Origin of the sequence: Flavobacterium bizetiae (assembly GCF_024271895.1) — a bacterium.
Taxonomy (GTDB): domain Bacteria; phylum Bacteroidota; class Bacteroidia; order Flavobacteriales; family Flavobacteriaceae; genus Flavobacterium; species Flavobacterium bizetiae.
In genome coordinates this window covers 223,941-244,228 of record NZ_CP091861.1, presented here as the reverse complement: position 1 = coordinate 244,228, position 20,288 = coordinate 223,941, and the positions used below count along the sequence as shown (strand labels likewise).

Annotated in this window: 20 protein-coding genes; 6 read left to right on the top strand and 14 right to left on the bottom strand. The window is 33.5% G+C overall.

Features of this window, described 5'->3' with window-relative positions:
• Positions 1-32: 32 nt before the first annotated feature.
• From L0669_RS01165 to recF, 8 genes are all read right to left on the bottom strand, one after another.
• Positions 33-584: an RNA polymerase sigma factor gene (locus L0669_RS01165; RefSeq protein WP_173972139.1), complete on the bottom strand. Its 552-nt coding sequence runs from the start codon at positions 582-584 to the stop codon at positions 33-35.
• Positions 575-1,681, bottom strand: coding sequence for a glycosyltransferase (locus tag L0669_RS01160; RefSeq protein ID WP_173972138.1), 1,107 nt, complete (start codon positions 1,679-1,681; stop codon positions 575-577). The genes L0669_RS01165 and L0669_RS01160 overlap by 10 nt, the downstream gene beginning before the upstream one ends.
• A gap of 83 nt (positions 1,682-1,764) precedes the next feature.
• A complete protein-coding gene (locus L0669_RS01155) occupies positions 1,765-2,379 on the bottom strand; it encodes an FMN-binding negative transcriptional regulator (RefSeq protein WP_263760704.1) in 615 nt (204 codons plus the stop codon).
• A 134-nt stretch (positions 2,380-2,513) separates the two neighbouring features.
• Complete coding sequence (gene murB, locus L0669_RS01150) at positions 2,514-3,527, bottom strand: UDP-N-acetylmuramate dehydrogenase (protein WP_263760702.1); 1,014 nt, start codon at positions 3,525-3,527, stop codon at positions 2,514-2,516.
• Between the two features lie 228 nt (positions 3,528-3,755).
• Positions 3,756-4,814 carry a glycosyltransferase gene (locus tag L0669_RS01145; protein WP_263760700.1) on the bottom strand — a complete coding sequence of 353 codons (1,059 nt, stop codon included), beginning with the start codon at positions 4,812-4,814 and terminating at the stop codon, positions 3,756-3,758.
• A gap of 494 nt (positions 4,815-5,308) precedes the next feature.
• Complete coding sequence (locus tag L0669_RS01140; RefSeq protein ID WP_263760698.1) at positions 5,309-5,989, bottom strand: DUF2461 domain-containing protein; 681 nt, start codon at positions 5,987-5,989, stop codon at positions 5,309-5,311.
• Between the two features lie 13 nt (positions 5,990-6,002).
• The gene (locus L0669_RS01135; RefSeq protein ID WP_263760696.1) at positions 6,003-6,701 is read right to left on the bottom strand and encodes a thioredoxin domain-containing protein; all 699 of its coding nucleotides are present in this window, start codon (positions 6,699-6,701) and stop codon (positions 6,003-6,005) included.
• Positions 6,702-7,106: 405 nt separating this feature from the next.
• Entirely contained in the window at positions 7,107-8,186 is a 1,080-nt protein-coding gene (gene recF, locus L0669_RS01130; protein WP_173972132.1) for a DNA replication/repair protein RecF, read from the bottom strand.
• Positions 8,187-8,585: 399 nt separating this feature from the next.
• Here recF and L0669_RS01125 point away from each other — a divergent pair, with 399 nt between their 5' ends.
• From L0669_RS01125 to L0669_RS01100, 6 genes are all read left to right on the top strand, one after another.
• Complete coding sequence (locus L0669_RS01125) at positions 8,586-9,371, top strand: tetratricopeptide repeat protein (protein WP_173972131.1); 786 nt, start codon at positions 8,586-8,588, stop codon at positions 9,369-9,371.
• A gap of 67 nt (positions 9,372-9,438) precedes the next feature.
• On the top strand, positions 9,439-10,011 hold the full coding sequence (gene ribH, locus L0669_RS01120; RefSeq protein WP_173972130.1) for a 6,7-dimethyl-8-ribityllumazine synthase: 573 nt from the start codon (positions 9,439-9,441) through the stop codon (positions 10,009-10,011).
• Positions 10,012-10,175: 164 nt separating this feature from the next.
• Entirely contained in the window at positions 10,176-12,119 is a 1,944-nt protein-coding gene (gene mutL / locus L0669_RS01115) for a DNA mismatch repair endonuclease MutL (RefSeq protein ID WP_263760694.1), read from the top strand.
• Positions 12,116-12,865: a rhomboid family intramembrane serine protease gene (locus tag L0669_RS01110; protein ID WP_263760692.1), complete on the top strand. Its 750-nt coding sequence runs from the start codon at positions 12,116-12,118 to the stop codon at positions 12,863-12,865. The genes mutL and L0669_RS01110 overlap by 4 nt, the downstream gene beginning before the upstream one ends.
• 43 nt (positions 12,866-12,908) lie before the next feature.
• On the top strand, positions 12,909-13,772 hold the full coding sequence (locus tag L0669_RS01105; protein ID WP_263760690.1) for a rhomboid family intramembrane serine protease: 864 nt from the start codon (positions 12,909-12,911) through the stop codon (positions 13,770-13,772).
• An 18-nt stretch (positions 13,773-13,790) separates the two neighbouring features.
• The gene (locus tag L0669_RS01100; RefSeq protein ID WP_173972126.1) at positions 13,791-14,837 is read left to right on the top strand and encodes an endonuclease/exonuclease/phosphatase family protein; all 1,047 of its coding nucleotides are present in this window, start codon (positions 13,791-13,793) and stop codon (positions 14,835-14,837) included.
• A 56-nt stretch (positions 14,838-14,893) separates the two neighbouring features.
• On the opposite strand, the gene L0669_RS01095 is transcribed toward L0669_RS01100, so the two are convergent.
• The 6 genes from L0669_RS01095 to L0669_RS01070 all read right to left on the bottom strand — a co-directional run bounded on the left by L0669_RS01095 (position 14,894) and on the right by L0669_RS01070 (position 20,194).
• A complete protein-coding gene (locus L0669_RS01095) occupies positions 14,894-15,508 on the bottom strand; it encodes a WbqC family protein (protein ID WP_263760688.1) in 615 nt (204 codons plus the stop codon).
• An 87-nt stretch (positions 15,509-15,595) separates the two neighbouring features.
• Positions 15,596-17,152, bottom strand: coding sequence for a signal peptidase I (lepB, locus tag L0669_RS01090; protein ID WP_263760686.1), 1,557 nt, complete (start codon positions 17,150-17,152; stop codon positions 15,596-15,598).
• Between the two features lie 68 nt (positions 17,153-17,220).
• Entirely contained in the window at positions 17,221-17,922 is a 702-nt protein-coding gene (gene dapB, locus L0669_RS01085) for a 4-hydroxy-tetrahydrodipicolinate reductase (protein ID WP_173972123.1), read from the bottom strand.
• 37 nt (positions 17,923-17,959) lie between these two features.
• Positions 17,960-18,520, bottom strand: coding sequence for a DUF5683 domain-containing protein (locus tag L0669_RS01080; RefSeq protein ID WP_263760684.1), 561 nt, complete (start codon positions 18,518-18,520; stop codon positions 17,960-17,962).
• Positions 18,513-19,421, bottom strand: a complete 909-nt coding sequence (locus L0669_RS01075; protein ID WP_263760682.1) for a ParB/RepB/Spo0J family partition protein — start codon at positions 19,419-19,421, stop codon at positions 18,513-18,515. Before L0669_RS01075 ends, L0669_RS01080 begins: the two co-directional genes overlap by 8 nt.
• Positions 19,422-19,426: 5 nt before the next feature.
• A complete protein-coding gene (locus tag L0669_RS01070) occupies positions 19,427-20,194 on the bottom strand; it encodes a ParA family protein (protein WP_173972120.1) in 768 nt (255 codons plus the stop codon).
• Positions 20,195-20,288: the final 94 nt, after the last annotated feature.

Below are 20,288 nucleotides of genomic sequence, written 5' to 3'. Positions count from 1 at the left end.
TTATATTCTATTCTTTACCTAAAGATAATAAATTATCTATTACGTTCGATGATTTCTGCCAATAATTTTTTAGCTCGAAGTAATTTTACTTTTACATTGCTCAGAGGTTCATCGATTTTAAGTGCGATTTCCTGATACGTCATTTCCTGAAAATAACGCAACTGAATTACCTCCTGATAGTGTGGTTTCAGTTCTTTGATGCATTGTAATAGACGGGAAAGATTTTGCTCCTTAATTAAAGCATCTTCTGCTGATGGAGTAGGGTCAGCAATATTGTAGGCTTGTTGGTCTTCGTTGTCGGTGATTTCTATAAAAAGACTGGTTTTCTTTTTACGTAACAAATCTATATAAACGTTTTTTGCAATAGCAATTAACCAGGTGTTGAATTGAAATTCAGGATTGTATGATCCTATTTTGTCAAAAGCTTTAGAGAAGGTCTCAATAGTGATATCTTCAGCAGTAGTTTCGTTTTCAGTACGCTTTAGCATAAAGCCGTACACTTCGTTCCAGAAATAATCTAATAAAAAAGTAAAGGCAATTTGATCGCCTTTTTTTGCTTTTTCTATTTTAGAATTTATTTCCAATATACAGGTTTTGAAAAGATATTAGTTATAAAGATATTAATTTGCGTGAATATAAGCATGATTTCTACAATAGGAAACCAAACTTTTAAGTCATTTTCTTTTAATTTTCCTGCCGAAAATCCAATTACGATCCAGGCAATAGTATAACGAGTCGCTAAAATAGCCAACACAGCAATCCACTGAAATTGAAATGCCAATAATACTATAACTGATATAAAGAAGAATAATTGTGAGATGAAAAACAGACCCAATTGCATTTTATCAAAGAATTTATAATACTGTGCAGTCGAAATATGTCTTCTTTTTTGAGTAAACCATTCTCTGTAAGTTTCCTTTGGTTTAGAATATGTAAAACTTTCCGGATTGTATGAAATGGTCGTATTGTTTTTGTTTGCTGCCTGATTGATAAATAAATCATCGTCGCCAGAACGAATCTGGATATGTTCGATAAAACCATTTACATTAAAAAACTCTTCTTTTTTATAGGCTAAATTTCTTCCAACTCCCATGTACGGAACTCCAAGTTTTGCCCAAGAAAAATATTGTACAGCTGTTAGAACAGTTTCAAAACGAATAATTTTGTTCAATAAAGAACGCTCTATTTTCTCGTATCCTCCATATCCTAAAACAATCGTTTTGTTCATGGTAAATTGAGAAGTCATGGCTGTAATCCAGTTTTTTGATGTTGGGTAACAATCAGCATCTGTAAATAATAGATATTCTTTTTTAGAAGCTTTGATTCCTAAGGTTAAAGCATATTTTTTGTTTCCCCAGAAAGCTTCGTTGTTTTGTACTTTTACTAAGCGAATATTAGGATATTGTTGCTCAAATTCTTCAAAAACTTCTAAGGTTTCGTCGCTTGAAGCATCATCTATTAAAACAATTTCGAAATCAGGATAATCTTGTTCTGCTAATAACGGAATGAATTTTTTAACGTTTTCTTCTTCATTTTTAGCACACACAATTACCGAAACAGGTAACTTTTTTGATGTAATTTCTTGTGGTTTACTAAAAGCGAACTTTCCAAAAATTCCTAAGTAATAGAAAATCTGGATAAAAACGATAGCAATAAAGAAGTAAAATAAAGTTATAAGCATCTGATTTTAATGTCTTTTAATTTCTGAATCTTGCGAGTGCAAATGTACTTATGAATTCCTAGATTTCAATGGCTAAAGCCGATTTACTTTCGGCATTTCAACATTTCTTTCGCAACAGCAATAGCCTGAGGGTTTTCTGTTTTTTCTAATTCTGAAATTATGTTTTTATAATTGTGATCATCTCGGTTTTGTGATAGTTTTTTGGTAGCCTGAATTTCATCAATTTCAATTTCAAAACCAAAAATTCCTCTTGCTTCGCGCATTGTTTTAGTAGATAAATTCTCGACACGAATCGGATTTTCAGAACCAGCTTCGTATTTGTCAACCAATTTTTTTAGTTGTTCTATAGAGGTGGCTTCGTCTACAATTTTAATTCGGCCATAAACATGTACGGCTATATAATTCCATGTGGGTACATTTTCGTGATCATACCATGAAGAAGAAATATAACTATGTGGTCCTGTAAATACGGCTAAAACCTGATCGTTTTCTGCAAAACCTTCTGCTTGCGGATTTAATTTTGAGAGATGTCCCTGCAAAATTTCTTTTCCGTCGGCATTAATTTCAAGTTCTATCGGAATGTGTGTTGCACATAATTTTCCGTGAGTTTGATTGATCAGAATACCAAAACTATTTTCTTTCAAAAAAGTTCTGATCGATTCCGGATCTTCGTCTTTGTATAAGTCTGGTGTATACATTTTTTTTTTTTAGGTTCGATTTGCCACATTGTGAGATCCTGAGTTTTCGGGAGGAATGTCGATATAAAAAGGACTTCGACTTCGCTCAGTCTGACAATAATTTCAAATTTGTGCCAATTAGTGAAATTTGTGTTTTAGATCACATTAACTTCAGCTTCAATATGAATTCCGAATTTATCGAAAACTGTTTTTTGAACGTCTCGCGAAACGGCTAAAATTTCCTGTCCGGTTGCGTTTCCGTAATTTACTAAAACCAAAGCCTGATTTTTATGAACTCCGGCATCTCCAAAACGTTTTCCTTTAAAACCTGCTTGTTCAATTAGCCAGCCTGCCGGAACTTTTACTTCGGTTTCAGAAACTTCATAGAATTTCATTTCAGGGAAGTTTTGATGAATTTTTTCGAAATCAGATTTTAAAAGAATAGGGTTTTTGAAGAAACTTCCGCTATTTCCTAATTCTTTCGGATCTGGTAATTTACTTTGTCTAATCGCAATTACAGCATTACTTACATCTTTTAAAGTGGGTGTAGTAATATTGTTTTTAGCCAATTCGGCTGTAATATCTCCGTAAGAAATATTGATTTTATGATTGCGCTTAGTGAGTTTATAAATTACAGACGTAATAATATATTGATCTTTCACTTCATTTTTAAAGATGCTTTCTCGGTAGCCAAAATTGCATTCGTTATTAGTGAAAGTTTTTATTTCCTGAGTTTCAATATTCATGGCTTCGCACGAAACAAAAGTGTCTTTTATTTCGGTTCCGTAAGCGCCAATGTTCTGAACCGGAGTTGTACCTACATTTCCCGGGATCAGCGACATATTTTCTAAACCTCCAAAATTGTTGTCGATTGTCCAGAGAACGAAATCGTGCCAGGTTTCTCCCGCCTGACTTTCAACCCAAACAAAATCATCATCTTCTTTGATGATTTTTTTACCTTTTAAATCAATATGAATTACCAAAGCATCGATATCCTGGGTTAAAAGCATATTGCTTCCTCCGCCTAGAATAAATTTTTTCTCGTTTTTGTTTTCTTCTAAAACAGATTTTAATTCATCAACAGAATGAACGGCAACGAATTGTTTTGCTTTGGCTTCAATGCCAAATGTATTGTAGTTTTTTAAAGAAAAATTGGATTGAATTTCCATAAATAAAAGGCTTTTATAATCTGAGTTCAAAAGTAAGGATTATAATTTTTTTTTAACCGCAAAGTTCGCAAGGATTTACGCAAAGTTCACAAAGTTTGTGTGAGAGTAGTTTTGTAAAACACAAAGTTCACAAAGCTTTGTATTGATAAAGATTTGCGAACTTTGTGTTTTTTTTAGTTTGGTGAGATAAAATCTTAGCTCCCGATAGCTATCGGGATTGCGGTTAAACTACTTTCGAGAATCCAGTAACTGATGATATTTATCTGCGATAATCTTCATGTTAATATCATAATTTGCATTTTCTTCGACAAATTTTCTATTCTGGATAATTACATTATTTCGGGATTCTGTATTCTCAAAAGACCAAATGAGTTCTTCGGCCAACATTTCAATATTATCAATTGCTATCAATTGTCCGTTTTCGCGATGTTTGATCCAGCTTTGATTTCCGGGAATATCCGAAACTACAGGGTAGCAACTGCACGCCATTGCCTCGAATAAAGAAGCCGAAACTCCCTCGGTGATGGGCATACTTATATATAGATTTGATTGTTGTAATAATTTAGGAAGTTCAGTATTTGGGATTCTTCCTGTGAAAATTACTTTATTTTCGATTTGTAAATCCTGAGCTAAATCTTTTAAAAATTGCAATCTTGTTCCGTTGCCAACAATCGTCAGGGAAAAATCGATTCCTTTTTGATGTAAAATAGCGAACGCTTTCAATATGGAATCATGACGATATTCGGGTTGTAAAGACCGCGTTACAATAGCTTCAATTTTGTTTGAATTATTGATAGAAGAAGAAAAAAGCGATAAATCGATTCCTTTTGGAATAACCAAAACTTTATTCATATCAACGCCAATTGCTTTCATTGAAATGGTCATAACCGGACCCCAGGCGTGAATTAAATCGGCTTTTTTGAAAGCATGTTTCTGAATGATTTTTTTTAAGGGTAATAAAACAGATCCTTCCGGCCATAAATCAGTTCGGCCTTGTTGCGCAATTGCAATAGGATGCATTCCTGAAATTGCTGCCAGAAAACCGTAACTGGTCGTTCTTTCGGCAATAATCATATCCGGTTTTTCTTTTCGGATTGTTTTGCGAATAGAAATGGGAGAGAAGACATATTCTAAAATACGCCTGAACCGGTTGAGTTTAGAATTGTTTGGTGTTTGAAGTTCCCAGGTGCAAATTTCAAAATCTCCAAATTCTTTCAAACCATTTATCCAGGTTATGGCGTCAGCGCGATAAGATTCTCCAAGAAAAAGTATTTTTCTTTTTGTCATGTGGGGAGTAGTTTTTTTGCCACGAATTTCACGAATTTTCACTAATTAGTTCGTGGTAATTTTTACCTGTTTATTTTTTTTGCCACAGATTAAAAGATTTTAAAAGATTTTTAATCTGTGTGAATCTGCGAAATTTGTGGCTAACTTTTAATTCATTATGCTTAAGCATTAATAGAATTGGTTTTAATTTTAGCCACGAATTCACTAATTTTTACTAATTAGTTCGTCTGATTTTTTTTGCCACAGATTAAAAGATTTTAAAGGATTTCTAATCTGTGTGAATCTGCGAAATCTGTAGCTAACTTTTAATTCATTGTGCTTAAGCATTAATAGCATTCGTTTTAATTTTAGCCACGAATTTCACGAATTTTCACTAATTACTTCGTGGTAATTTTTTTACCTATTTATTTTTTTTGCCACAGATTAAAAGATTTAAAATGATTTTTTTAATCTGTGTTAATCTGTGAAATCTGTGGCAAAAATTATCTAATTTATTAAAATTCTTCCTCTGTTTCTAAGGCGCGATTAATAAACTCGTTTAGTGGTTTTAAAGCGATAAGTTTTTTACTCATTTTAGCAACGAAGTCTTTTTGAGTGACTTCGGCAATATCATATTTTTGAGTTGCTGTAAAACTTTTTAATTTTAAAAACTCAATGGCAGGATGGTCTTTTTCGTAACCTCTTGGCGGGTTTTTAAGTGAATTTCCTTCGTTGGTATCTAAACTTCCAAATTCTTTTTTGAAGTTTTTATCGTTAAGAATAGCTTCAAGATCATCGTGGAAAAACGCAATTTCTTTACGCACTTTTTTTAACTGATCAGGTTCTGGCGAATAAAATCCTCCGGCAATAAAACTGGCGCCTTTTTCGATGTGCACATAATATCCGGAACGATTTTGTCCTTTTGCGCCTGATGAAAGCCAAACGCCAAGATGTGCTTTATAAGGAGATTTATCTTTAGAGAATCGAATATCGCGATTGATTCTGAAGGTACAATTTTTAACTTCTAATAATTCTAATGACGGATCAAGTGGTTTCATTGCATCCAGAAAATCACTGACCAATTGGTGATAATCTTTTTTGAAAACCTCGTATCGTTTTTTATTGTCCTGAAACCAATCTCTGTTATTGTTCTTTTTTAAATCGTCTAAAAATTGCAATGATTCTTTCGTTAGCATAATCTTCTTTGTTTTATTGCAGTTGTTTTCTTAAGTCTTTTTCGCTGATAAAGCCGGTTGTTTTCCATTGTACGGCTTTGTTTTCGTATAATACAATTGTTGGTAATTGATCAATTTTTAGCTGAGTTGCCAATGTTTTGTTTTTGTCAACATCAATTCTAATAATAGTTACTTTGTCTGCCAGTTCTTTTTGCATGGTTAAAAGAAATGGTTCCATTTGCTTGCATGGTCCGCACCAAACCGCATAAAAATCGACCAAAACTTTTTTGTCTGAATTTAATAAATCATTAAAATCATTCATAGACATTCCGGCTGCTACTTCTGCAGGGATTCCAAATCCTTCTTCGTTCCAGTTCAGGAAACCGCCATCTAGTTCGTAAACATTGGTAAAACCTAATTCGTTTAGTTTTGTTGCTGCTTTTTTACTTCTTCCTCCGCTAAGGCAATACACAAAAACAGGTTTTGATTTGTCGAAAGCTGCTGCTTTTGTTTCAAAATCGTCGGCATTCCAATTTACATTTTTGGCATTTTCTATATGATCAGATTCGAATTCGTCTGGAGTTCGAACGTCTAAAATTTGAGGATGATCTGTTGTTTTAATTTTTTCTGCAAATTCTTTCGGATGTAATGATTCAAAAGAACTGGCTTTTTTTTCGTTACAGGAAATAAATACAATTGAAACAATTAGAAATACAATTTTGTGGAATTTCATGAGATTAAATTTTAAAAATGGTATCGCTAAAATAGTGATTTTTCGATTTTGAATTCTTAATAGAAAGTGAAATAAAAACGTTGATCACGAATTTTATGAATCAGCATGAATTATTAAAAAAATCTTTTAGTCGCTTAGCTTTGACAAAGTTCAAGGTTAGTCTGCGTATTTTTGTCATCCCGAGGAACGAGGGATCTCCATAAGTAGCTCGACAAAGATTGATGATTTTTATTGCGGAGTTTCTTGTGGAGATCCCTCGTTCCTCGGGATGACAATGATTGTGGTAACTTTGTTTTAAAACCTTGTCGAAACTTCAGAATCTGTTTAATCTTATAATCTGTGGCTAAATTATTTTAGACAAAGAATTAGTGGTATTCGTGCAATTCGTGGCAAAAAAAAAACTCCTTACAAATTAAATATCTTGTAACTCTGATGTGTCGATTTTACAATGGTTTCAGTTCGTTCCGGATGGGTATCTGAAATAAAAAGCTGCCCGAAAGTTTCGGTATTGACCATTTCGATGATTTTACCAACGCGGGTTTCGTCGAGCTTGTCGAAAATATCATCAAAAAGCAATAATGGTTTTACGCCACTTTGTTTTTTTAGAAATTCGAACTGAGCCAGTTTCAAAGCAATCAAAAATGATTTTTGCTGACCTTGCGATCCAAATTTCTTTATAGGATGAGAATCAATCTCGAAAGATAGATCGTCTTTGTGAACTCCTACGCTTGTATATTGCAGCGCTCGGTCTTTATTAATGTTCTCCTTTAATAATGTGAGTAGATCTTTTTCGAACAAATTGCTTTCGTAAACGAGTTGTACGGTTTCTTCAGATCCGGTTATGGCTTGATGATGTGTATTAAATATAGGTATAAATTGTTCGAGGAAATCTTTTCGTTTTTCGAAAATCGATTGTCCAAAACTATTTAGTTGCTCATTATATATAGATAAGGTATCGTTGTCGAAAGTATGGTTTAATGCAAAATACTTTAATAAAGCGTTTCGTTGTACAATTACTTTTTGATATTGAATAAGCTGATGTAAATAAGTCGAATCGAGTTGCGAGATGACACTATCCATAAATTTACGGCGCGTTTCGCTTCCTTCGACAATTAAATCACGATCGGCCGGGGAAATAATTACCAACGGAATAAACCCAATATGATCGGAGAATTTGTCGTAAGCTTTTCCGTTTCTTTTTAAGATTTTCTTTTGTCCTTTCTTTAAGCTGCAAACGATTTGTTCGGTTCTGTCATTCTTTTCCAGTTCGGCATCAATAACAAAAAACTCTTCGCCGTGTTTGATGTTTTGTACGGCCAGGGGATTAAAATAACTTTTCCCGTAAGCCAAATGATAAATGGCATCAAGTACATTTGTTTTTCCAATTCCGTTTTTGCCCACAAAACAATTGATCTTGCGGTCAAAATCAAAACTGACTTCGGAGAAATTTTTATAATTGAATAATGAAATTTTGTTTAAATACATTTTTTTTGAAACTGTAATGATAAAAATTAACGTTTCCAGATTATGACTTTATCCTGCAGATTAGGTTTTTCTGCGACTGATTAAATGATTAAAAAGGATTTTGTTCTGCAAATTTAATTCAATAAATGCTTAATCTGTGAGAATCTGTAAAATCTGTGACTAAAAATTACTTTTTGCAGATTGCTTACTTCTGTTATGAAGAAAATAAGCGGATGAGAACTGTTGAGAAATGTCCAAATAATTAGGGTTTTAAGGGATTTAAAGCCCGATTATTTCGGTGATAAACAGAAAGAACAAGCTGTTTAGTGAATTATTTTTTTTAAATAGATATAAATTTACTTTTTTTTACGTTAGTTTCAATAAAAATTTTATTTTTGCCGTTCACTAAATTAATTTTAAATGGCTACTTACAATAAAAGAGGATATAAAGCACCAAAAGAAAAGGAAGTTAAAGAAGAAGTTGTCAATGAAGAACAACAAGTAATTCTTGATGGAAAAAACAGCAAAACAGCTGAGGTTTTTTCTAAATTAGATGAAACTGCTTCAAAAACTGAGGATTGGGTTGCTAAAAATCAAAAAATCATTATTGGTTTAGTTGCCGGTATTGCTGTGGCTACTATTGGATATTTGGCTTACCAAAAATTCATCGAAGCTCCTAAACAAGACGAAGCTGCAAGCGAAATGTTTGTTGCTCAACAAAATTTTGATAAAGCAACTAATGGTGTTGCAAGTGATTCATTATATAAATTAGCATTGAACGGTTCTGAAGGTAAATTTGGATTCGTAAAAATTGCTGACGAATATTCTGGAACTGATGCTGGAAATTTAGCGAACTATTATGCTGGTATGGCATACTTGAATACAGGTAAATTTGATGAGGCTATTAAATACTTAGGTAACTTTAAATCTAAAGAAGCTATCATTAATGCTCTGGCAATTGGTGGAATTGGAGATGCTTATTCTCAAAAGAACCAACAAAAAGAAGCTTTAGAGTATTATGTAAAAGCTGCTGAGTCTAACAAAAACGATTTTACAACTCCTCGTTTCTTATTAAAAGCTGGTAAAACTGCATTGGCTTTAGGTCAAAAAGAAGACGCTTTGAAGTATTTAACAGATATTAAAGAGAATTACGATGCAACTCCGGAAGCAGCTTCTGTAGATGTATTGATTGGATTAGCACAATAATAATTTTAGATTTAAGATTTAAGATTGTAGATTTGTATTTGAGAATTTAAAAATTTAAAATATACAGATGGCTACCGAAAATAAAAACTTATCAGAATACGATAAAAACACGATCCCAAATGCGAAAGATTTTCGATTTGGGATTGTTGTTTCTGAGTGGAATGAAACTATAACCGAAGGGCTTTACAATGGTGCTTTTGAAGCGCTAATTGATAATGAAGTTCCGGCTCAACAAATTATTCGCTGGAATGTTCCAGGAAGTTTTGAGTTGATTTATGGTGCGAAAAAAATGTTGCAGACGCAAAATGTAGATGCGGTAATTGTAATTGGATGTGTAATTCAGGGACAAACCAAACATTTTGATTTTGTATGCGAAGGAGTAACGCAGGGAATTAAAGATTTGAATGTTCAAACTGATATTCCGGTTATTTTTTGCGTTTTGACAGACAACAATATTCAGCAGTCGATTGATAGAAGTGGAGGAATTCACGGAAACAAAGGAACCGAAGCTGCAATTGCTGCAATCAAAATGGCATATATTCGTCAACAAGCTTCGATGTCGCACCCGTTTAACCAACCATTGTTGTCTTCAGGAGCACTACAAATAGAAGAAACTCCAATAAAAATCGAGAAAGAATAGCAATATTTTTCTTCTAAAATATTAAAAACCTGTGCTGTGTAAAATAGTACAGGTTTTTTGTTTTTTTTATGACAGCACTTATTCTAAAAGCCAAGAGAAATTCATTAAATTTGTGCTTCTTGGTTCAAAAATTTTAACCTTAACTTTTTAATTATTTTTTCTTAATGTCGAGTATCATTCAATTACTTCCTGATCACGTTGCTAACCAAATTGCCGCTGGAGAAGTGGTTCAAAGACCTGCTTCAGTCGTAAAAGAGCTGTTAGAAAATGCTGTTGATGCTAAGGCAACCGACATTAAATTAATCATTAAAGATGCAGGAAAATCATTAGTTCAGGTTATTGATAATGGTTCAGGAATGAGTGTGACCGATGCTCGTTTGTGTTTTGAGCGTCATGCTACTTCTAAAATTCGTCAGGCAGAGGATTTATTTTCATTATGTACAAAAGGTTTTCGTGGTGAAGCATTGGCTTCTATTGCCGCGATTGCTCATATGGAAATGAAAACCAAGCAAGATCAGGACGAACTGGGAACGCATATTATAATCGAAGGAAGTAAATTTGTTTCGCAGGAAGTGGCTGTTTTACCAAAAGGGACTTCATTTGCCGTTAAAAATTTATTTTTTAATATTCCGGCGCGTCGTAATTTCTTAAAATCAGATACGGTTGAATTTCGTCATGTTATGGATGAGTTTCAACGTGTAGCTCTGGCGCACCCTAATATTCATTTTACGTTTTATCATAACGGCAGCGAAATGTATAATTTGCCCGCTGCAGGTTATCGTCAGCGTATTGTGGGGATTATGTCGGGTAAAACCAATGAAAAGCTGGTTCCAGTTAACGAAGATACAGAGATCATAAACGTTCAGGGATTTGTTTGTAAACCTGAATTTGCGAAGAAAAACAGGGGAGAACAATTCTTTTTTGTAAACGATCGTTTCATAAAAAGTGGTTATTTGCATCATGCAGTAATGGCGGCTTATGACGGACTTTTGAAAGATGGTTCGCAACCAAGTTATTTCTTGTTTTTGCAAGTTCCGCCCAATACAATCGATATCAATATTCATCCTACTAAAACAGAAATTAAGTTTGATGATGAACAAGCTTTGTATGCTATTTTAAGAGCGTCGATAAAACATAGTTTAGGACAATTTAATGTTGCGCCTGTTCTTGATTTTGATCGCGATGCCAATTTAGATACACCATATCATTATAAAGATTTAGAAGCAGAAACGCCTACAATTCAGGTGGATGGAACTTTTAATCCGTTTACGGATGATAAAACCAATCAGCATTATTCTAAGGCAAATTCCGGATCTGGTTCAGGGTCAAGTTATAGTTCTGGTTCGAGTTTTAGTTCAGGATCTGGATCAGGTTCCGGATCGTACTCTGGATATAATAAAAGAGTTGAGCCAACAGCAACTTGGGAAAGTTTATATGTTGGTTTAGATACAGGAAGTCCTGAAACTATAGAAAGTTCTCCTTTTACATTCGAAAATGAAGAAGTAACGTCATCATTATTCAATGATAATGAAATAGAGCAGGCGAGTCAGGGAACGTATCAAATTCATAAAAAATACATTGTTTCGCCAATAAAATCCGGAATGGTAATCGTTGATCAGCAACGTGCGCACCAACGTATTTTATATGAGCAATTTTTGCTTAATATGACTGTGAATCAAGCCTCAAGTCAGCAATTGTTGTTTCCTTTGAATTTGTTTTATTCTTCTGATGAAATGACCTTAATCGAAGAATTAAAACCTTCCTTAGAAACAACTGGTTTTGTTTTTGAAGATGCGCAAACGGACCATATTGTAATTTCCGGAATTCCGGTAAATATTACAGAAAGTGAAGTTTCTCTTGTAATTGAGCAATTGTTAAGTGATTTGCAAGACGGAATCCCGGCAAATAGTTATAGTCAGAATGATACCATAGCCAAATCTATGGCTAAAAGTTTAGCGGTTAAAACAGGATCTTATTTAACCGAGAAAGAACAAGATAATTTAGTAAACGGTTTGTTTGCTTGTAAAGATCCAAATATTTCACCTTTTCAAAAACCTACCTTCATTACCATGCGTGTTGAAGATATAGATAAAAAGTTTGCCTTATGATGAATATGACTCCCGTAGTAAAACAATTATTGATAATTAATATTATCTTTTTTATTGGTTCTCAATTAGTGCCAGTTTCTTATGAATATTTTGCTATGTTTTTTCCTGAAAATCCAAATTTCAGAGCTTGGCAACCTATAACGCATATGTTTATGCACGGCGGGATTATGCATATTGCTTTTAATATGATTGCAATGGTTTCGTTCGGATCGGCATTAGAACATTTTTGGGGAGGAAAGAAGTTTTTGTTCTTTTATATTTCCTGCGGATTAGGTGCTGCATTATTACATACGGCAGTAAATTATTATTCTTTTCAGGATACGATGAATGTTTTAATGGCTAACGGATATCAAAAAGCGGAGGTCATGAAGCTTTTAAGTGAAGGAAAAATAGACACAAGATGGCAGGATTTAGTTTCTGTTTCTCAGTTTTCAAGTTTTACAGATTCTTATATCGGTACAGTTGTAGGGGCTTCTGGAGCTATTTATGGTTTACTAACAGCTTTTGCTTTTATGTTTCCTAATGCTGAGTTGGCTCTTATGTTTATTCCTGTGCCTATTAAAGCGAAATATTTTGTGCCGGGAATTTTGGCTGTCGATTTGTTTTTAGGATTTAGAGGAAGCTCTTTATTTGGAAGCGGAGGAACAGGAATTGCGCATTTTGCTCACGTTGGTGGCGCTTTGACAGGATTTTTAATTATGTGGTACTGGAAAAAAAATCAATTTAATAGTAATCGTTGGAATTAATTTTTAACTTTAATATCGTAAATAAAAACTAAAAAAAGCTTTTATGAATATTCTTGATGATTTAAAATTACAGTACAGATTGGGTGGTATAGCAATGCGTGTTATTTATTGGAACATTGCTTGTTTCCTGATCTCTTTAGTGTTCTTTTATTCATATTCAGGAGGAGGTTTTAATTATCCAACCTGGTTGGCTTTGTCATCAGATCCAAGCATTTTTTTGTTTAAACCGTGGACATTTTTAACCTATGCTTTTTTTCACGCGTCATTTCTGCATTTGCTGTTTAATATGATGGTTTTAAACTTTGCGAGCAATTTGTTTCTTACCTTTTTTACTCAAAAGCAATATTTAGGATTGTATATTTTAGGAGCCATCTTTGCGGGTGTTGCGTTTGCCCTGAGTTTTTACTTTTTTAATATTTCGGCTCCAATTGTTGGGGCTTCAGCAGCGATTATGGCAATTCTGGTTGCTGTAACAACATATCAGCCTTTGATGGGTGTGCGTTTGATGTTTTTTGGTAATGTTAAACTTTGGCATATTACAGCAGTAATTCTGGTGCTTGATTTAATGCAGTTTAGATTAGATAATACTGGCGGACATGTATCTCATTTGGCTGGAGCAATTTTTGGTTTTGTGTATATTAAACTGCTCCAAAACGGAACAGATTTAAGTAAAATAGTTTCGAGAACATTAGATTTCTTTACAAATCTATTTAAAAAATCCCCTACGACCCCTTTCAAAAAAGTTCATAAAAATTACAAAAAGCCTACAGAAAAAGTGACGTCAAGAATTGTTACGAAAGATAAAACGCAACAACAAATTGATGAAATTTTAGACAAGATTAGCCAGTCTGGTTATGATTGTTTGACAAAAGAAGAAAAAGAGTTTTTATTTAAAGCTGGAAAATAATCCTTTTAGCATAAGAATATGAAAAACCTTTCGTGGTTTAATAAAATAATGTTCTTTTTGAATATAGTGCTGACTGTAGTAACATTTAGTATTTATATTTTACCATTTTTAGCACCTAAGAGTTTTCCGCTTTTATCGGTGCTAACGTTGTTTATGCCGGCTTTTTTTGTGCTTAACGGGTTGTTCTTTATTTATTGGGCGATTCAGTTTAAAAAACGCCTTATTTTGTCTGGTTTAGTTTTGCTTACCGGAATTACCTTTATCAGTAAATTTTATAAATTCTCTGCCAAGGAATATATTAAAGACGAAAAAGACTTCTCAATCATGAGTTATAATGTGCGTCTTTTTAATGTTTTTAAATGGCTGGACCGAGATGATATTCCGTCTAATATAAAGAGTTTTATCGATGAACAGGATCCTGATATTCTTTGTATTCAGGAATATTCAAATTCAGCTCATATCGATCTAAAAGTCTATCCTCATCGCTATATTTTTATAGATGGTAATCAGATTAAAACCGGACAGGCTATTTTTTCTAAATTTCCTATTATAAATGAAGGCAATATTATTTTTCCTAAGTCTGATAATAATGTGGTTTATGCTGATATAAAACGCGGAAAAGATGTAATCAGGGTTTATAATATGCACTTGCAGTCGATTAAAATTTCACCTGATGTAAGTGAGATTTCGAATAATATTGATAATGTAAATCAGGAAAAATCGCAGCTTATTTATACCCGAATCAGTAAAGGGTTTAGGCAGCAGCAAGAACAGGCAGAAATATTTAAAGAGAATATTAAAAAATGCAAAACCCCGTTTATTATTTGTGGCGATATGAATAATAGTCCGTTTTCTTATGTGTACCGAAGTATAAAAGGAAAACAGAAAGATGCTTTTGAAGAAGCCGGAGAAGGGTTTGGAGCAACTTATAAATTTAAATATTACCCAGCCCGAATTGACTATATTTTTACCGACAGTAAAATGAAAGTAAAAGGATTTGAAAGTTTTCCTGATTTCGAAAACTCAGATCATTATCCTATTATGGCGAGACTTTCGATGGAATAGATTTTAAAAATAAATAAACTTTTAAAATTCCAAATTCCAAAAAGAAAACAGAAAGATTATACTAGTTTCTGTGTTTTTAAATAATCCATTGCAAATTTACCTTCATTAAAAAGTAAGTCTAATACACTTAGATTGTTGATGAATCCGTGTTTGTCATCAAAAACCTGAGTATATTTTTCGAATACATTTGGATCTTTTTTTCCGTCTGCCAAAAATCTAAAATCAGTGATGTTTTCGGCTTCATGAAAATATTCTGTGGTTTTAGAAAAATCTAATTTCATTCGTAAACACTTTGTTACGATGTCTAGAACTTCCATATTCAGATCCATAAGGAAATTGTGTTGTTTTTCGAAAATTGGACGTATATCGTCTTCGAAAAACTCAAAAAAAGGCGAACTTCTATATCCGGCTTCTAAGGATTTAAAATGTTGTTTTTGCCAGTCGAATTCATTCTCAATTAAAACATCTTTTGTTTTTTGATGTAATGTTTTAGAATGTTTAATAGGGATATTTAGCAGCTGAATTCCGTTTGGACTATAGATGTAAGTACGGTTTCTATTGGTTTGTTTTTGAAAATTATCTTCCATTTCAAAAGTAATATTTTCAGATTGAGCCATAACTGCAAAGTGACTAATAGATGGAAAATAGGTAGGAAGTAATAAGGAATTCATGATATTTTTTTGTTTAATCGGTAAATCGTTTAATCGTTCTTTTTTAAGAAACAATTAAACGATTTACCAGTTTAACGAATAAACGTTTTATGCTTTGTTTTCTTTTCTTTTTCTCCAGAAATATTCTCCAACAAAATATGCTGCAAGAATAATTAAGAAATATTTAAAGTACGATTGCGGTTGTCCTTCACCATTTACTGTAGTGAAAACTCTGTCCCAACGAACTTTGTTGATTCCTTTTCCGTTAGTATCCCAGCTCATCCAGATAAAAACAGGCTTCCCTACAATGTGATTTGCAGGAACATAACCCCAGTAACGGCTATCTTCAGAGTTATGACGGTTGTCTCCCATCATCCAATAGTAATCTTGTTTGAAGGTGTATGAATTGGCTTGTTTTCCGTTGATTAAAAAATGAGAACCATCCAACTGCAAAGTATTGCCTTCGTATTTGGTAATGATTTCTTTGTAAAATGGCAAAGATTCATTGGTTAACGCTACTGTTTTTCCTGCTTCAGGAATGTAAATTGGTCCAAAATTATCCTGACTCCATTTGTTGATATGAGGGAAAATTGCATTGTCGTTTCCTCTGTCAATTTCTCGTTTTACAGCAGTAATTCCGGGAGTGTTTTTTAAACGTTCAGCACTTGCTTCTGTCAATGCTCTAAAATAGATTGTATCTCTTTTCTCCTGATCTTTAATGTAAGCACCGTCAGTAATATCCAGTTCTTTCATTAATGATTCAAAATCAACCGGAGTTTTTCCGTCTAATGCAACTGAATAAGAATATTGAGGTTTAGCACGCTCAGGTAAGATTAATTTTTTTCCGTTAATGAAAACAAAACCGTCTACAATTGATAAACTGTCACCAGGAATACCAACACATCTTTTTACATAATTCGATTTTTTGTCGATTGGTTTTATAACGCCTGGTCTTCCTTTTGGTTCGTAGAAATAATGTACTGTATCAACGGGCCAGTTGAAAACCACAATATCTGATCGTTTGATTTTTTCTAAAGCCGGTAGTCTGAAATAAGGTAATTGTGGCCAGCTTAAGTATGATTTTCTTTTTAAGAATGGTATTGTATCGTGAACCATTGGTAAAGCAACAGTTGTCATAGGAACACGAGGACCGTAGTTTACTTTGCTTACAAACAAGAAATCACCAATTAGTAATGATTTTTCTAAAGATGAAGTAGGAATTGTATAAGGCTGTACCACATACGTATGTACCAATGTTGCTACGATAATAGCAAAAAGCAGAGAACTTATAGTGTCAGCAGTTTTATTTTGAGGTCTTAATTCTCTATTGGCATTATATTCTAATTTCTGAGTATAGTTTACATAGTAGATATAAAAACCAAAAGTAAAAATTCCTAAGAAAGTATCTAAAGTAGATTTTTTACCAAATGTTCTTAAGGTTTCTACCCAAACAACAGGAAACATAATTAAATTTATAATCGGGATGAAAAGCAATAAAGTCCACCAGGTTGGTCGACTAATTATTTTCATTAAAATTATTGAATTATAAACCGGAATTGCAGCTTCCCAGGTTTTTCTCCCGGCTGCCTGATACAGTTTCCAGGTTCCTAAAAAGTGAATTACCTGTACGGCTAAGAAAAATACGAACCAAAGATATAGTGTCATAGTTTTTTTTGTTTTATGTTTCAAGTTTCAGGCTGTTCTTTTGAAAACCTTACTACTTTAAAATTTGATTATTTTAAATTTAATACATCTTTCATGCTGTAAATTCCTGTTTTACCAGCAAGCCATTCAGCAGCAATTACAGCTCCAAGAGCAAAACCTTCGCGGTTATGAGCAGTATGTTTTAATTCGATGCTGTCTACAATTGAGTCGTAAGTTACGGTATGAGTTCCCGGAACATCGCCAATTCTTTTTGCTTCAATATGAATTTCATTTGATTTGGCTTGGTCTAAAGTCCAATTGGCATAATTGCTATTTTCGATAACACCTTTTGCCAAAGAAATAGCTGTTCCGCTTGGAGCATCCAGTTTTTGAGTATGATGAATTTCCTCCATCGTTACTTTATAAGAATCAAATTGTGACATGATTTTGGCTAAATATTCATTCAGTTCAAAGAAGATGTTTACTCCTAAACTAAAGTTTGAACTAGAGATGAATCCGCCTTGTTTTTCGTTGCAAAGAGCAACCATTTCGTCAAAATGTTCTAACCAGCCTGTTGTTCCTGAAACAACTGGTACATTATTGTTAAAACAGCTCGAAATGTTGCTTACTGCAGCAGTCGGAACGCTAAAGTCAATTGCAACATCTGCAGTTGAAAGTCCGTCGTATGTATTGAATTCATCTTTCTTTAAGACAATTTCGTGACCTCTTTCTAAAGCAATTCGTTCAATTACTTTACCCATTTTTCCGTATCCTAAAAGCGCAATTTTCATTTTGTATGTATTTTTGAGTTCAAATAACCAGTGTTATTTAAAAGTGGTAATTAAAAGTTAGTCCAACGTTTGGTCTGAAAGTAATGTCGTTTGGATATACTTCCGGACGCATTGATAATCTTTCGTTTACGTTGAATTGAATTAAGGCAGCATCAACATTGGCATCTATAATGTTTAGGGCATAAAAAGCAACAACAAATAAAGCAGATAAATCTCTGTTTCGTTGATAGAATTTCTGACCTGCAACAAGTCGGCTTTCATCCAGAAATTGGTATTTATCGTCATTATAACCTTCTAATCTTCGTTTATAAGCGTTACGATAATCACGGTACTTGTTATTGTTGTCGATATAAAAATATAAACTGGTACCAATTGCTCCGTAAACCAAAGGTATTTTCCAGTATTTTTTATTGTATGCCTGACCTAAACCGGGTAAGATTGCAGAGTAGAAAGCTGCTTTCGCTGGTGTAAGCGGATCTATTTCTTGTAACTTGCTAGTGTCTTTAACAACCAAAACCGTTTCGTTTTTTGCCTGGGCAAAAAGAGAAACGGTTCCTATAAGAAAGAACAATAGACTTATGGGGACAATCTTATTCACTATCGTTTATTAATTTTATAATTCGATTAAAGTCAGCTTCAGAATTAAACGGAATTGTAATTTTTCCTTTTCCGTTACCTGCGACTTTTACATCAACTTTCGCACCAAAATAATCATTAAAAGTGTTTTTTTGTGTTTCTCTCACCACAAATGAAGAATCCGCTTTTGGTTTTCCGTCAACTTTTGGTTTTAAACTTTCGTGATAATTTTTTACTAAAGTTTCTGTTTCACGAACAGATAGATTCTGGCTGACAATTTTTTGGTAGATATCAGTCTGAATGTCTAAATCTTCAATATTAATAATTGCTCTACCGTGTCCCATGCTGATAAAACCATCACGAATACCTGTTTGAATAATCGGGTCAAGTTTTAAAAGACGTAAATAATTGGCAATTGTAGAACGTTTTTTTCCAACGCGCTCACTCATTTGTTCCTGAGTCAATTGAATTTCATCAATTAAACGTTGGTACGAAAGTGCGATCTCGATTGGGTCTAAGTCATGACGCTGAATATTTTCAACCAATGCCATAACCAGTGATTCATTGTCATTCGCAATACGAATGTATGCAGGAACATGTGTAAGGCCAACTAAAGTCGAAGCACGCAAACGACGCTCTCCTGAAATTAACTGGTATTTATTGAAGTCTAATTTTCGAACAGTAATAGGTTGAATCACGCCAAGTTCTTTAATAGAAGTGGCTAATTCGCGTAACGATTCTTCATTAAAATTGCTTCTAGGCTGAAACGGATTTATTTCGATAGCACTTATTTCAAGCTCAATGATGTTTCCAACAACTTTGTCAGCATTTTTGTCTTCTACTGAGGTAATGTCGTTTTCCGGATCTTTTAATAATGCTGATAATCCTCTTCCTAAGGCTTGTTTTTTAATTGCTTTTGTCATAAAAACTATTTACTGTTTTTCTTTATAATTTCTTGAGCTAAATGAATGTAATTAACTGCTCCTTTGCTTGTTGCGTCATAATTAATGATGCTTTCACCAAAACTTGGAGCTTCGCTTAATTTTACATTTCGCTGAATAACGGTATCAAAAACCATATCGTTAAAGTGTTTTTGAACCTCTTCTACAACCTGATTAGATAAACGTAATCTCGAATCGTACATAGTTAGTAACAATCCTTCGATATCAAGATCGGGGTTGTGTATTTTTTGAATACTCTTTATCGTGTTCAATAATTTTCCTAATCCTTCAAGTGCAAAATACTCGCACTGAATAGGAATAACAACTGAATCAGCCGCAGTTAAAGCATTTAGGGTTAGTAAACCCAATGAAGGTGCACAGTCGATAATGATATAATCATATTCGTCTCTTACACTTTCTAATGCTTTTTTAAGCATGTATTCTCTGTTTTCTTTATCTACCAATTCGATTTCGATGGCAACAAGATCAATGTGAGCGGGAATCACATCAACATTTACAGCTGAACATTTTATTATGGTTTCTTTAGGAGTGTTACTGTGTTCAAGTATCTGATAGGTACCCATCTCAACAGATTCTACATCAATCCCAAGGCCAGATGTAGCATTTGCTTGAGGATCAGCATCAATCAATAATACTTTCTTTTCTAAAACACCCAATGAGGCTGCAAGATTTACCGATGTAGTAGTCTTTCCAACGCCTCCTTTTTGATTAGCAATCGCAATGATTTTGCCCATTTATTTTCTGAATTTTGAACCGTAAAAATACAATTATTTATGGTTTCTGAAAATCTATTTTGTTAACATTTAAGAAACTTCGGTTAATCGTTGT

What these genes read in the sequence shown, in the direction of transcription:
- murB (WP_263760702.1), bottom strand. Translation starts at nt 3,527, where the DNA reads ATGGAAATTCAATCCAATTTTTCTTTAAAAAACTACAATACATTTGGC.
- L0669_RS01105 (WP_263760690.1), top strand. Translation starts at nt 12,909, where the DNA reads ATGAATATTCTTGATGATTTAAAATTACAGTACAGATTGGGTGGTATA.
- L0669_RS01095 (WP_263760688.1), bottom strand. Translation starts at nt 15,508, where the DNA reads ATGAATTCCTTATTACTTCCTACCTATTTTCCATCTATTAGTCACTTT.
- mutL (WP_263760694.1), top strand. Translation starts at nt 10,176, where the DNA reads ATGTCGAGTATCATTCAATTACTTCCTGATCACGTTGCTAACCAAATT.
- L0669_RS01155 (WP_263760704.1), bottom strand. Translation starts at nt 2,379, where the DNA reads ATGTATACACCAGACTTATACAAAGACGAAGATCCGGAATCGATCAGA.
- dapB (WP_173972123.1), bottom strand. Translation starts at nt 17,922, where the DNA reads ATGAAAATTGCGCTTTTAGGATACGGAAAAATGGGTAAAGTAATTGAA.
- L0669_RS01125 (WP_173972131.1), top strand. Translation starts at nt 8,586, where the DNA reads ATGGCTACTTACAATAAAAGAGGATATAAAGCACCAAAAGAAAAGGAA.
- L0669_RS01070 (WP_173972120.1), bottom strand. Translation starts at nt 20,194, where the DNA reads ATGGGCAAAATCATTGCGATTGCTAATCAAAAAGGAGGCGTTGGAAAG.
- L0669_RS01100 (WP_173972126.1), top strand. Translation starts at nt 13,791, where the DNA reads ATGAAAAACCTTTCGTGGTTTAATAAAATAATGTTCTTTTTGAATATA.
- L0669_RS01160 (WP_173972138.1), bottom strand. Translation starts at nt 1,681, where the DNA reads ATGCTTATAACTTTATTTTACTTCTTTATTGCTATCGTTTTTATCCAG.
- L0669_RS01110 (WP_263760692.1), top strand. Translation starts at nt 12,116, where the DNA reads ATGATGAATATGACTCCCGTAGTAAAACAATTATTGATAATTAATATT.
- L0669_RS01140 (WP_263760698.1), bottom strand. Translation starts at nt 5,989, where the DNA reads ATGCTAACGAAAGAATCATTGCAATTTTTAGACGATTTAAAAAAGAAC.
- lepB (WP_263760686.1), bottom strand. Translation starts at nt 17,152, where the DNA reads ATGACACTATATCTTTGGTTCGTATTTTTCTTAGCCGTACAGGTAATT.
- L0669_RS01145 (WP_263760700.1), bottom strand. Translation starts at nt 4,814, where the DNA reads ATGACAAAAAGAAAAATACTTTTTCTTGGAGAATCTTATCGCGCTGAC.
- L0669_RS01135 (WP_263760696.1), bottom strand. Translation starts at nt 6,701, where the DNA reads ATGAAATTCCACAAAATTGTATTTCTAATTGTTTCAATTGTATTTATT.
- L0669_RS01075 (WP_263760682.1), bottom strand. Translation starts at nt 19,421, where the DNA reads ATGACAAAAGCAATTAAAAAACAAGCCTTAGGAAGAGGATTATCAGCA.
- recF (WP_173972132.1), bottom strand. Translation starts at nt 8,186, where the DNA reads ATGTATTTAAACAAAATTTCATTATTCAATTATAAAAATTTCTCCGAA.
- ribH (WP_173972130.1), top strand. Translation starts at nt 9,439, where the DNA reads ATGGCTACCGAAAATAAAAACTTATCAGAATACGATAAAAACACGATC.